Origin of the sequence: Comamonas sp. JNW (assembly GCF_003105075.1) — a bacterium.
GTDB lineage: Bacteria > Pseudomonadota > Gammaproteobacteria > Burkholderiales > Burkholderiaceae_C > Comamonas > Comamonas squillarum.
Window position 1 is genome coordinate 1 of the sequence record NZ_QETI01000018.1, and the last position, 12,555, is coordinate 12,555.

The 12,555-nt window shown below is 63.1% G+C and carries 15 protein-coding genes and 1 pseudogene; 14 read left to right on the forward strand and 2 right to left on the reverse strand.

The window, feature by feature from the left end:
• From DCO45_RS20215 to DCO45_RS20250, 8 genes and pseudogenes are all read left to right on the forward strand, one after another.
• Window positions 1-154, forward strand: a pseudogene (locus DCO45_RS20215) (electron transfer flavoprotein subunit alpha/FixB family protein); the annotation flags it as partial.
• 436 nt (window positions 155-590) lie between these two features.
• Window positions 591-1,520, forward strand: coding sequence for a branched-chain amino acid ABC transporter permease (locus tag DCO45_RS20220; RefSeq protein WP_021027913.1), 930 nt, complete (start codon window positions 591-593; stop codon window positions 1,518-1,520).
• Between the two features lie 10 nt (window positions 1,521-1,530).
• Window positions 1,531-2,607, forward strand: coding sequence for an ABC transporter ATP-binding protein (locus tag DCO45_RS20225; RefSeq protein ID WP_021027914.1), 1,077 nt, complete (start codon window positions 1,531-1,533; stop codon window positions 2,605-2,607).
• Window positions 2,608-2,622: 15 nt separating this feature from the next.
• Entirely contained in the window at window positions 2,623-3,402 is a 780-nt protein-coding gene (locus DCO45_RS20230) for an ABC transporter ATP-binding protein (protein WP_116927503.1), read from the forward strand.
• Between the two features lie 2 nt (window positions 3,403-3,404).
• Window positions 3,405-4,136 (forward strand): ABC transporter ATP-binding protein, encoded by a 732-nt coding sequence (locus DCO45_RS20235; RefSeq protein WP_116927504.1) that lies wholly within the window; start codon window positions 3,405-3,407, stop codon window positions 4,134-4,136.
• Window positions 4,137-4,586: 450 nt separating this feature from the next.
• Window positions 4,587-5,234: a DUF47 domain-containing protein gene (locus DCO45_RS20240; protein WP_116927505.1), complete on the forward strand. Its 648-nt coding sequence runs from the start codon at window positions 4,587-4,589 to the stop codon at window positions 5,232-5,234.
• 31 nt (window positions 5,235-5,265) lie between these two features.
• A complete protein-coding gene (locus tag DCO45_RS20245; protein WP_116927506.1) occupies window positions 5,266-6,276 on the forward strand; it encodes an inorganic phosphate transporter in 1,011 nt (336 codons plus the stop codon).
• 72 nt (window positions 6,277-6,348) lie between these two features.
• On the forward strand, window positions 6,349-7,284 hold the full coding sequence (locus tag DCO45_RS20250) for an alpha/beta hydrolase (RefSeq protein WP_116927559.1): 936 nt from the start codon (window positions 6,349-6,351) through the stop codon (window positions 7,282-7,284).
• Between the two features lie 18 nt (window positions 7,285-7,302).
• Here DCO45_RS20250 and DCO45_RS20255 read toward each other — a convergent pair whose 3' ends face one another.
• Complete coding sequence (locus DCO45_RS20255; RefSeq protein ID WP_232539424.1) at window positions 7,303-7,782, reverse strand: TM2 domain-containing protein; 480 nt, start codon at window positions 7,780-7,782, stop codon at window positions 7,303-7,305.
• A 15-nt stretch (window positions 7,783-7,797) separates the two neighbouring features.
• Entirely contained in the window at window positions 7,798-8,325 is a 528-nt protein-coding gene (locus DCO45_RS20260; protein WP_116927507.1) for a GNAT family N-acetyltransferase, read from the reverse strand.
• Window positions 8,326-8,432: 107 nt separating this feature from the next.
• Here DCO45_RS20260 and rpsP point away from each other — a divergent pair, with 107 nt between their 5' ends.
• From rpsP to DCO45_RS20290, 6 genes are all read left to right on the forward strand, one after another.
• Window positions 8,433-8,684, forward strand: coding sequence for a 30S ribosomal protein S16 (gene rpsP, locus DCO45_RS20265; protein ID WP_116927508.1), 252 nt, complete (start codon window positions 8,433-8,435; stop codon window positions 8,682-8,684).
• Between the two features lie 103 nt (window positions 8,685-8,787).
• Window positions 8,788-9,360 (forward strand): ribosome maturation factor RimM, encoded by a 573-nt coding sequence (gene rimM / locus DCO45_RS20270; protein ID WP_116927509.1) that lies wholly within the window; start codon window positions 8,788-8,790, stop codon window positions 9,358-9,360.
• Between the two features lie 39 nt (window positions 9,361-9,399).
• Window positions 9,400-10,176 carry a tRNA (guanosine(37)-N1)-methyltransferase TrmD gene (gene trmD / locus DCO45_RS20275; protein ID WP_116927510.1) on the forward strand — a complete coding sequence of 259 codons (777 nt, stop codon included), beginning with the start codon at window positions 9,400-9,402 and terminating at the stop codon, window positions 10,174-10,176.
• A gap of 133 nt (window positions 10,177-10,309) precedes the next feature.
• Window positions 10,310-10,693 (forward strand): 50S ribosomal protein L19, encoded by a 384-nt coding sequence (rplS, locus tag DCO45_RS20280; RefSeq protein ID WP_027011119.1) that lies wholly within the window; start codon window positions 10,310-10,312, stop codon window positions 10,691-10,693.
• A 93-nt stretch (window positions 10,694-10,786) separates the two neighbouring features.
• Entirely contained in the window at window positions 10,787-11,530 is a 744-nt protein-coding gene (locus DCO45_RS20285; RefSeq protein WP_116927511.1) for a CoA pyrophosphatase, read from the forward strand.
• A gap of 47 nt (window positions 11,531-11,577) precedes the next feature.
• Window positions 11,578-12,555 (forward strand): CobD/CbiB family protein, encoded by a 978-nt coding sequence (locus tag DCO45_RS20290; RefSeq protein ID WP_116927512.1) that lies wholly within the window; start codon window positions 11,578-11,580, stop codon window positions 12,553-12,555.

Below are 12,555 nucleotides of genomic sequence, written 5' to 3' on the forward strand. Positions count from 1 at the left end.
CTCGGGCGCGATCCAGCATCTGGCCGGCATGAAGGACTCCAAGGTGATCGTGGCGATCAACAAGGACGAAGAAGCGCCGATCTTCAGCGTGGCCGACTACGGCCTGGTGGCCGACCTGTTTGAGGCTGTGCCCGAGATGGCGGGCAAGCTCTAAACGCGGATCGACCTCTTCCTAGAACGCGGCCCAGGCCGCGTTTTTTTATGCCTGTTCGCCAGCCTGTGTATTTGGTTGTTTATGCAACTTAAAGCCGATATAGGTATTTACACCAGTGTCCCAGCCGCGAGACGCAGCCACTTATTTGATTATTGTGTTTGCGGCATCAATTGTAAAAAGTGTGTGGCGATTCGTTGAATCGATACCTAGTAAATTCCCTAGGTGGTCGCTGCGGTCTCACCTGTATTCATGCAGTTTGCGCATGGGTCACTAGGGAAAGCGCTAGCGGGCTAGTCGCCGAAAAACTGAGGGCGCGTCTATAGAATTGTTTCGATCCGCATAAAACTGTTATCGCGGTTAGAGGCGGCTGCATCGCGGGAGACCCCCGTTTCATGCAGTTTTCGCTGTTGTGGTTCCAAGCTGAAGGGTTGGTTGTATGGATATTTTGCTGCAGCAGATCATTAATGGTCTGGTATTGGGCAGCATGTACGCTTTGATAGCCTTGGGCTACACCATGGTGTACGGCATTATTCAATTGATTAACTTCGCGCACGGCGAAGTGCTGATGATCGGGGTGCTGACCAGCTGGAGCATCATCGGCGTGATGCAGGAGGCCATGCCGGGAACGCCGGGCTGGGTCATCTTGCTGATAGCGACGCTCATTGCCTGTGTGGTGGCGGCGGTGCTCAATTTCACCATCGAGAAGCTGGCCTACCGGCCGCTGCGCAACAGCCCGCGCCTGGCGCCGCTGATCACCGCGATCGGCATGTCTATCCTGCTGCAGACGCTGGCGATGATCATCTGGAAGCCCAACTACAAGCCCTATCCAACCTTGCTGCCGATGGAGCCCTTTGACCTGGCCGGTGCGGTGATCACGCCGACCCAGATCCTGGTGCTGGGCGTGACGGCCGTGGTGCTGGCGGTATTGATGTACCTGGTGAACTACACTCGCCTGGGCCGCGCGATGCGGGCCACGGCAGAGAACCCCCGCGTGGCGGCGCTGATGGGCATCAAGCCCGACATGGTGATCTCGGCCACCTTTGTGATCGGTGCGGTGCTGGCGGCGATCGCCGGCGTGCTCTGGGCCTCGAACTACGGCACGGCGCAGCACACCATGGGCTTTTTGCCTGGCCTCAAGGCCTTTATTGCGGCGGTGTTTGGCGGTATCGGCAACCTGGCCGGCGCCGTGGTGGGTGCGATGATCCTGGGCCTGGTCGAAGCCATTGGCGCGGGCTACATCGGCCAGCTCACCGGAGGCGTGCTGGGCAGCCAGTATGTCGATATCTTCTCGTTCATCGTGCTGATCATCGTGCTGACGCTGCGCCCCTCGGGTCTGCTGGGTGAGCGGGTGGCCGATCGGGCTTAAGGGGAACAGCATGAAGAACAACAAAGCACAGTTCATTGTGGGCGCGATTGCGCTGCTGGTATTGCCGCTGATCCTGCAGTCCTTTGGCAACGCCTGGGTGCGCATTGCCGACCTGGCACTGCTCTATGTCCTGCTGGCCCTGGGCCTGAACATCGTCGTGGGCTTTGCCGGCCTGCTGGACCTGGGCTATGTGGCCTTCTACGCGGTGGGCGCCTATATGCTGGGCCTGATGGCCTCGCCCCACCTGGCCGAGACCTTTGAAGGCTTCAAGGCCATGTTCCCCAATGGCCTGCACACCTCCATCTGGCTGGTGATACCGCTGGCCGCGTTGCTGGCGGCGATAGCGGGGATGATCTTGGGCTTTCCGGTGCTCAAGCTGCGCGGGGACTACCTGGCCATCGTGACCCTGGGTTTTGGCGAGATCATCCGCATCTTCATGCTGAACCTGGACCAGCCCGTCAACATCACCAATGGGCCCAAGGGCCTGGGCCAGATCGACTCGATCAAGATCTTTGGCTTTGACTTTGCCAAGCCGCTGGAGATCGGCAGCTACACGGTCTCGTCGGTCACCTTGTACTACTACCTGTTCCTGCTGCTGGTCGTGGCCAGTGTGGTGATCTGCTACCGCCTGCAGGACTCGCGCATCGGCCGCGCCTGGATGGCCATCCGCGAGGACGAGATTGCCGCCAAGGCCATGGGCATCAACACCCGCAACCTCAAGCTGATGGCCTTTGGCATGGGTGCCACGTTCGGTGGCGTGTCCGGCGCGATGTTTGCCGGCTTCCAGGGTTTTGTCTCGCCCGAGTCCTTCAGCCTGATGGAGTCGATCATGATCGTCGCCATGGTGGTGCTCGGCGGCCTGGGCCATATCCCCGGTGTGATTCTGGGTGCCGTGCTGCTGTCGGCGCTGCCTGAGGTGCTGCGCTATGTGGCCGGCCCGCTGCAGCAGATGACCGATGGCCGTCTGGATGCCTCCATCCTGCGCCAGCTCTTGATTGCGGTGGCGATGATCGTGGTGATGCTGCTGCGCCCACGCGGCCTGTGGCCGGCACCCGAGCATGGCAAGAGCGCGATCCAGAAAGACTGAGCAGGAGAGACGAGCATGACGAACACACAAGCTCCTACACTCAAGGTGGCAGGTATTTCCAAGCGCTTTGGCGGCTTGCAGGCCCTCTCGGATGTGGGTCTGACCATCGAGCGCGGCCAGGTCTATGGCCTGATCGGCCCCAACGGTGCGGGCAAGACCACGTTCTTCAATGTGATCACCGGCCTGTACACGCCCGACAGCGGCAGCTTTGAGCTCGCTGGCAAGCCCTACGAGCCCAAGGCCGTGCACCTGGTGGCCAAGGCCGGCATTGCGCGCACGTTCCAGAACATCCGTCTGTTCTCCGACATGACGGCGCTGGAGAACGTGATGGTGGGCCGCCATGTGCGCAGCCATTCGGGCCTCCTGGGCGCGATCTTTCGCACACCGGGCTTCAAGGCCGAGGAGCGGGCCATTGCCGAGCGTGCCCGCGAGCTGCTCGCCTATGTGGGCATTGAGCGCTATGCCGATTACAAGGCGCGCACCTTGTCTTACGGCGACCAGCGCCGCCTGGAGATTGCGCGCGCGCTGGCCACCGACCCGCAACTGATTGCGCTCGACGAGCCCGCCGCCGGCATGAATGCGACCGAGAAGGTGCAGCTGCGCGAGCTGATCGACCGCATCCGCAACGACAACCGCACGATCTTGCTGATCGAGCATGATGTGAAGCTGGTGATGGGACTGTGCGACCGGGTGACCGTGCTCGACTACGGCAAGCGGCTGGCCGAGGGGTCGCCCGCCGAGGTGCAGAAAGACGAAAAAGTGATTGAGGCCTATCTGGGCACCGGAGGACACTGAGCATGGTTGACAAGACATCCAACCCCGTACTGCTGAAGGTGCGAGGGCTGAAAGTGGCCTATGGGGGCATTCAGGCCGTCAAGGGCGTCGATTTCGAGGTGCATGAGGGCGAGCTGGTATCGCTGATCGGCTCCAACGGTGCGGGCAAGACCACGACGATGAAGGCGGTGACGGCCACGCAGGCCATCAATGACGGGCAGATCGAGTTTCTGGGCGAGAACCTCAAGGGCCGGGGCGCCTGGGACCTGGTGGCCAAGGGCCTGGTGATGGTGCCAGAAGGGCGGGGCGTCTTCACGCGCCAGACCATCACCGACAACCTGATGCTGGGCGCCTACCTGCGCAAGGACAAGGCCGGCATCCAGGCCGATATCGAGAAGATGTTTAACATCTTCCCGCGCCTGCGCGAACGCAAGGACCAGCTGGCGGGCACCATGTCCGGCGGCGAGCAGCAGATGCTGGCGATGGCGCGCGCGCTGATGGCGCAGCCCAAGCTGCTGCTGCTCGATGAGCCATCGATGGGCCTGTCGCCGATCATGGTGGACAAGATCTTCGAGGTGGTGCGCAATGTCTATGCGATGGGCGTGACCATCGTGCTGGTGGAACAGAACGCCAGCCGCGCGCTGGCCATTGCCGACCGGGGCTATGTAATGGAGTCGGGCATCATCACGATGACCGGCCCGGGCCAGCAGCTGCTGGCCGACCCCAAGGTGCGCGCCGCCTATCTGGGTGAATAGCGGCAGCGCGCATGCACTCCCCAAGCACTGCCCGGCAGTGCTTTTTTTATTGCTGCCGGTTGGCGCAGGCATTTGGCCATCGCCCCGCAAAAACACGGTGGGAGCCGATGGCGGCAAGCGCAAGGTAGCGCGCTTTGGGAGACAGCGCCAGCGCTGCCGTTCTCCCTCTGTACCAGGCGCGGCGGGCAGGGCGCGGGCTGCGCTGTTTTCGGCGTCGCGGCCTCAAATGCGACAAAGAAATGACAATTGCATTTAAAATTGGTGAATTTTGCAGTGCAGCAATGCGCCGTGAATGACAGATTTTGCGCACTGCAAACCGCTGACACCGCTGGCAATTCAAGGAGTTGCAGGGTGGCGGCAGGGCCAGGGAGCCGGGGCTGACAAGCCAGATTCCGGCCGGGTGTGCGCAGGTTTTTCCCTTTTTTGCATTGAAACCGAATAGGTGCACCCATGCTCTTTGGCAAACTCTTGCCGCGCGAAGGCAATTTCTTCGAACTGTTCAACCAGCACGCCGACCGCATCGTTGAAGCGGCCCACGCGTTCTCCCAACTGGTGGCCAATTACAACGACCCCCATCTGCGCGAAAAATACAACCAGGACGTGGACAATGCCGAGCGCGCTGCCGACCGCGTGACCCACGAGGTCAACCGCACCTTGCACAAGACCTTCATCACCCCCATCGACCGTGAACAGATCCACTCGCTGATCAACACCATGGACGATGTGGCCGACCTGATCCAGGACTCGGCCGAGACCATGGCGCTCTACGATGTGCGCCACATGACCGAAGAAATCACCCGCCTGACGGACCTGAGCGTCAAGTGCTGCGAGCGCGTGCGTGATGCCGTCAAGATGCTCGACCGCATTGCCGATCCCTCGACCACCGAAGCGGCCATCAAGACCTGCGAAGAGATCGACCGCCTCGAGAGCGATGCCGACCGCGTGATGCGCTCGGCGATGAGCAAGCTGTTCCGCCAGGAGCCCGATGTGCGCGAGGTGATCAAGCTCAAGGCCATCTACGAGCTGCTCGAGACCATCACCGACAAGTGCGAGGATGTGGCCAACCACATCGAAGGCATCATCCTGGAAAACTCCTGATCCGTTGCAGCAAGCAGGAGACTGAACTTCCATGGAACCGATGCAAACAGCCCTGTGGGTGATTGTCGTGCTGGTGGCGCTGGCCATCTTGTTCGACTTCATGAACGGGTTTCATGACGCGGCCAATTCGATTGCGACCGTTGTCTCTACTGGCGTGCTCAAGCCCACCCAAGCGGTGGTGTTTGCGGCATTTTTCAACTTTGTCGCGATCTTTGTCTTCCACCTGAGCGTGGCGGCGACCATCGGCAAAGGCATTGTTCACCCGGGCATTGTCGACACCCATGTGATCTTTGGCGCCCTCGTGGGCGCCATCGCCTGGAACCTGATCACCTGGTACTACGGCATCCCGTCGAGCTCCTCGCATGCGCTGATCGGCGGCATCGTGGGCGCGGTGATTGCGAAGGCGGGCTCGGGCGCGCTGGTCGCCAGCGGCATCTGGAAGACGGTGGCCTTCATCTTTGTCTCTCCGGTGCTGGGCTTTTTGCTCGGCTCGATCATGATGGTGATCGTGGCCTGGCTGTTCCGCCGCACCACGCCGGGCCGGGTCGACAAGTGGTTCCGCCGTCTGCAGCTGGTCTCTGCCGGTGCCTACAGCCTGGGCCACGGCGGCAATGATGCGCAAAAGACCATCGGCATCATCTGGCTGCTGCTGCTGTCCACCGGCTACGCATCGCCCAACGATGCCGATCCTCCTGCCTGGGCCATCATCTCGTGCTATGCGGCCATTGGACTGGGCACGATGTTTGGTGGCTGGCGCATTGTCAAGACCATGGGCCAGAAGATCACCAAGCTCAAGCCCGTCGGCGGCTTCTGCGCCGAAACCGGTGGCGCGATGACCTTGTTCATCGCCACTGCGCTGGGTATCCCCGTTTCGACCACGCACACCATCACCGGCGCCATCGTCGGCGTGGGCTCGACCCAGCGCATGAGCGCAGTGCGCTGGGGTGTGGCCGGCAATATCGTCTGGGCCTGGGTGCTGACCATCCCGGCCAGCGCCTTTGTGGCGGCCTTTGCCTACTGGGTGAGCCTGCAGCTCTATTGATGGTCGCAGTGCGATAGCCAAAAGGCGGCTGGCGGATATGATCTGCCAGCCGTTTTGATTTTTGGCCAAGGCATGACCGACCCCGCACTGACCCCTTCGATCTTTTCGCTGCATCCGCTGGCCTGGGTTGCGGCTGCACTGGCCGTATTGATGCTGGTGGTACTGGCGCTGGCCTGGTGGGCGGCAGGCTGGCTTTCGCAGCCCTACCGCCAGCAGATCGCTGAGCCCCCGGCGGCGCTGGGTGCCAACGCCGTCGAGATCGCCACGGCGCAAGGCATGGTGCGGGGCTGGTATGCAGCGGGCACGCCCGGGCAGGGTGCCGTGCTGCTGCTGCACGGTGTGCGCGCTGACCGGCGTGCGATGCTGCCCCGGGCGCTGGCGCTGCATGCGCGCGGCCATGGGGTGCTGCTGATCGATTTGCCGGCCCATGGCCAAAGCGATGGGGAGATACTGTCCTTCGGGCCCCGGGAGGGCCTGGGCATTGCCGCTGCGCTGGCCTGGTTGCAGGCGCAGCAGCCGACGGAGAGGGTGGCAGTGATCGGCGCATCGCTCGGCGGCGCCGGGCTATTGATGGCGGAGCTGGCGCGGCTGCCCGATGCGGTGGTGCTCGAAGCCGTGTTCCCGAGCATGGTGGCCGCCGTGGACAACCGGGTGCGTGCGGTGCTGGGCTCCTTGACCCCGTTGGCGCCGATTGCCACGCCGTTGTTGCTCTGGCAGATGCCGCTGCGCCTGGGCCTGGATCCCCACCAGCTGCGGCCTATCGACCGCCTGGCCGGTTGGACCCGGCCAGTGATGGTACTGGGCGGCACGCAAGACCGCTACACCCCGCCCGCTGAAACCCGGCAGATGGCGGAGGCCGCAAGCCAGGCGCAGCAGTCGCCGCAACCGCTATGGCTGGTGCCGGGCGCGGCGCATGTGGATCTGCACCAGTTTGCGCCGCAGGCCTATGAGGCGCAGGTGTTTGGCTTTCTCCGCACGCATCTGCAGGTGAATGAGCAATCGCGCTGACCTTGCACAGTTATCCCTTTACTGCGAAATCTTGCGCGCTTCCTCGATCTGGTACTGGAAGTAATGCTCAAAGCTGTAGGCCAGGCTGGCCATCAGGATCGTGGTGCCGATCAAGAGCGAGGCCACGATGCCGAAGATCGTCATCCAGCGGGTGCGGCCGGGCAGCGCGTCCTCGGGCAGGCCGGGGTTGTGGCGGGCGTTCCACTTCTCGGGCGCCATCAACCCGTAGACGATGGCCGTCAGTGCGCAGGCCGCAATGGTAAAGCCCAGCAGCGGCACCAGAACCCAGCTGACCTGGTCGTCAATGCCATGGCTGGCAATGCGCTCCATGCCATACAGGCCCAGCGCTGTGGGGATGGGCAGCATCCAGCCGACCATGTCACCCAGGCCATGCAGGTAGAAGCGGTGCAGGCCCAAAGGCCCGCCCAGAAAGGCCAGCCAGGTGGCGAGGGTCTTGCTCTTGCTGCGCGGCATCGCGTGGGTGATGGGGTGGCTCATAGGGTGGGGGGGTGTTTAGGTGGTGGGGGCGCTGTTGTCGCCATCGCCCAGGGTTTTTTCCATCATCACGATATCCAACCAGCGGCCAAATTTCCAGCCCACCGAGCGCATCACGCCCACCTGGGTAAAACCGGCTGCGCGGTGCACACCGACCGAGCCGGCGTTGTTGGAGTCCCCGATCACGGCGATGAGCTTGCGCACGCCAGCTGCCTCGCAGTGGTCGATCAAGGCGTTCATCAAGAGGCGCCCCAGGCCCCGGCCATGTTGCCCATCGGCCACATAGATCGAGTCCTCGGCCGAGAAGCGGTAGGCCGGCCGGGCCTTGAACCAGTTCGCATAGGCAAAGCCCAGGATCTGGCCGTCGGCGTCCTCGGCGACCAGGTAGGGCAGCTGGCGCGACAATACCTCGTCACGGCGCCGGGACATTTCTGCTTCGCTGGGGGCTTCGGTCTCGAAGCTGCCCGTGCCATGCAGCACATGGTGGGCATAAATGCGGGTGATGGCGGGGAGATCCTGAGGGATGCTGGCACGAACACTTGGCATGGTTGAAATAAGTTTGTATAATTTGCGGCTTTACTGCGTGTCGCTGGCCGGGTGGCTAGTTGCGTGTCTCAAACGTGGTAAGAAAACTAACCACCCGAAGGATTATTATGGTCGTTATTCGACTCTCCCGCGGCGGCTCGAAGGCCCGTCCGTTCTACAACATCGTCGTTGCTGACAAGCGCGTGCGCCGTGACGGCTCGTTCATCGAGCGCGTGGGTTTCTACAACCCACTGGCCAAGGAAGGCGTTGAAGGCCTGCGCGTTGCTCTGGACCGCGTGGCTTACTGGAAGAGCGTTGGTGCTCAGGCTTCCACCACCGTGGACCGTCTGGTCAAGCAAGCTGCTGCCAAGGCTGCTTAATTTGCCTCTCTCATCACGGGTGGTGCTTCGGTACCATTCGTGCATGCGGGCCGCTGCTGCGATGAGCACTGCGGCCCGTTTTTTATTGCCCTGTTGAACTGCCATGCCCGCTACCGAGTTGTTGTTAAGCCCTGCCACCTTGCCCGATGACGCCATTGAAGTGGCGCGCATTGCCGATGCCTGGGGCGTCAAGGGCTGGTTCAAGGTGATTGCCCTCAGCCCCGACCCGCAGGCGCTGCTCAAATCCAAGCTGTGGTTCATCCAGCCGCCCGAGAAGGGCGCACGCCACTTCCAGGGCGTTGCTCAGCTCGAGATGCGCCAAGCGCGTTTCCATGGCGATGGCATGGTGGGCTGGGCCCAGGGCGTGGACGACCGCGACCAGGCCGAAAAACTCAAAGGTGCGCGGGTGTTCATCTCGCGCGCCGATTTCCCCAAGACCGATGACGGCGAGTACTACTGGGTGGACCTGCTGGGTCTGGCCGTGGTCAACCGTGAAGGCGTGGCGCTGGGCACCGTGAGCGACCTGATGGCCTCGGGCCCCCAGACCGTGCTGGTGCTGAACTACGAAGAAGACGGCAAGACGCAGGAGCGCCTGATTCCGTTTGTCGGCGCCTTTGTCGACGAGGTCTCGCTGCCCACCAAGCGCATCACGGTCGACTGGCAGCCGGACTACTGATCGTGCCGGACACGCAGGCCGCCAGCGGGGAGAATTTCTATGCGCTTTGACATCATCACCTTGTTCCCCGAGCTGTTCGGCCCCTTTGTCGAGGTGGGCGTGACGCGCCGTGCCTACAGCAGCGGCCAGGTGGCGGTGCAGTGCTGGAACCCGCGCGATTACGCCCCAGGCAACTACCGCCGCGTCGATGACCGCCCCTTTGGCGGCGGCCCCGGCATGGTGATGATGGCCCAGCCGCTGGCCGACTGCCTGGCCGCCATCCGCGAAGCGCGTGCCGAGGCGCAGCCCGCGCCGCTGGTGCTGTTCTCGCCGATTGGCGAGCGTATCGACCATGCCCAGGTGCAGCGCTGGTCCGATTCGCAGGGTGCCATCTTGCTGTGCGGCCGCTACGAGGGCGTGGACCAGCGCTTTATTGACCGCCATGTCGATGTGCAGCTGAGCCTGGGCGATTTTGTGCTCTCGGGCGGCGAGATTGCCGCGATGGCCTTGCTTGACGCCGTGGCCCGCCTGCAACCCGGTGTGCTGCATGACGAGGGCAGCCACCAGTTCGACAGCTTCAACCCCGCGCTCGACGGTCTGTTGGATTGCCCCCACTACACCCGGCCCGAGGTCTGGGATGGCGAGCCAGTGCCCGCCGCCCTGCTGTCGGGCCACCATGCCAATATCGAGCGCTGGCGCCGCGAGCAAAGCCTGCGCAACACGGCCATCTACCGCCCTGAGCTGCTGGACCAGGCACGCAGCCGCAAGCAGCTCAGCCGCAAGGATGAGCAGCTGCTGGCCAGTGCCGATTTGGTAAATTTGGCAAAACCGCTATAATTGCCGGTTTTACGATCCTCTACACGGCCGCTTTTTTCAATGGTGAGAGAAGCAACACGCCGCAGATGCCCAGCACACCGTGCCGGGCGCGGCTGCCAAATTCATGGCGCGCGTATGATCGTTGGATGAAACCATGAACCTGATCCAGATTCTCGAGCAAGAAGAAATTGCTCGCCTGAACAAGACCATTCCTGAATTTGCCCCTGGCGACACCGTTATCGTGAGCGTGAACGTTGTTGAAGGTACGCGCAAGCGCGTGCAGGCTTACGAAGGCGTGGTGATTGCCAAGCGCAATCGCGGTCTGAACAGCGGCTTCACTGTGCGCAAGATCTCCAGCGGCGAAGGCGTGGAACGTACGTTCCAAACCTACAGCCCTATGATCGCCGGTATCGAAGTCAAGCGCCGCGGCGATGTGCGCCGTGCCAAGCTGTACTACCTGCGTGAACGCAGCGGCAAGTCGGCTCGTATCAAGGAAAAGCTGCCAGCACGCAAGGCAGCACCTGTGGCAGCTGCGTAATCACGCTGCGACAGAGCCCAGTGCTGAAAGCCGCTACAGTGCAAGCTGTGGCGGCTTTTTTACATGGGCCACCGTGCTTGCTGCCTGTTGTCTATGTCTAACGCCTCCTCCCTCTCGCCTTCATCACCGCCCGCCGCCGCTGCGCGGGTGTCGTCCATCATGGACCCGCGCCGCGCGCCGGTCGTGCAGATCGACTCGGCCCTGCCGGCGGTCGCTCCGCGCCTGTTGCGGGCCGATTCGCTGCGCCAGGCTTTTGTCGCCCATCCCCATGGCGGTGAGCCGGAAATCTTCCGCGAGCGCAGCTGGACGGACCGGCCCCCGGCCAAGGCCGCCGTGCTGGTAGCACTGGTGCAGCGCCAGGAGATGCATGTGCTGCTGACCCAGCGCAGCGCCGGCCTGACGAACCATTCGGGGCAGATTGCCTTTCCTGGCGGCCGCCAGGACCCGGAGGACCGTGATATCAACGACACCGCGCTGCGCGAGGCCTGGGAAGAGGTGGGACTGGCGCGCGAGCGGGTTGAAATCATTGGCCGCCTGCCCGAGTACGCGACCGGCTCGGGCTTTGAGGTGACGCCCATCGTCGGGCTGGTGCAGCCACCGCTTAGCCTGCAGGCCAACCCGGGCGAGGTGGACGAGGTGTTCGAGGTGCCGCTGTCCTTCTTGATGAACCCTGCGCACCACCGCTGGCAGCAGCTCGATACACCCGAGTTCAGCCGGCGCTGGCTGTCGATGCCCTATGACGATCCCGCATCGGGCCAGCAGCGCTTTATCTGGGGGGCAACGGCCAGCATGCTGCGCAATTTGTACCGGTTTTTGGCCTTTCCACCCGCTTCCTAGTTTGTAACGGCTTGTGTGATACATCACAGCCGGTATGATCACTGTCCATGAGTTTTTTCGCCACGCTGATGGCCCTGCTGCTGGAGCAGGCCAAATCCCTGTCTCGCGACAACCCGGTTTATGCCGGTGTGCGGGCCTGGGTGCAATGGCTCAGCCGCAACCTCGATGCCGGCGAGCAGCGCCACGGCTGGCTGGCCTGGAGCGTGGCGGTACTGCTGCCCACGGCCCTGGCCATGGGCATGCACTGGCTGCTGGTGGCCCTGGTGGGCTGGCCCCTAGCGATGGCCTGGCATGTGCTGGTGCTGTATGTGACCTTGGGCTTTCGCCAGTTCAGCCACCATTTCACGCGCATCCGCCATGCGCTGGAGTCCGGCGATGAGGACCAGGCGCGCCAGTACCTGGCCGACTGGCAGCAGGTCAACGCCGATGATCTGCCGCGCCGCGAGATCGTGCGCCATGTGATCGAGTACTCGGTGCTGGCCGCGCACCGCCATGTGTTTGGCGTGCTGGCCTGCTACTCCATCGGCTCGGCACTGGGCCTGGGGCCTGCCGGCGCGGTGTTTTTCCGCATGGCTGAATACGCCTCGCGCTTTGCGCGCCCATCGGTGCAGCCCGCGGTCATGGTGCAAGGCGCTTTCGAGACGGTTGCGGCCAAGGCCTGGACCATCGTGGACTGGCTGCCTTCCCGGCTCACGGCGCTGAGCTTTGCCGTGGTGGGCAATTTTGAAGAGGCCATCGACGGCTGGCGCTTTCAGACCCAGCATTTCCCCAATGACAACGATGGCGTGATCCTGGCCGCGACCGCCGGTGCCATCGACATCCGCCTGGGCGGGGTGGCCTTGCGCGCCCGCAGCGTCGATATCGATGCCGCCGCGCCCCTGCAGATCCAGGGCGATGGCGCCACCACCCCCGGCCGTGACCCGGAAGTGGCCCACCTGCGCAGCGTGGTGGGCCTGGTGTGGCGCTCCGTCGTGGTCTGGATGCTGCTCTTGGCGCTTCTCACCTTGGCGCGCCTGCTGGGGTAA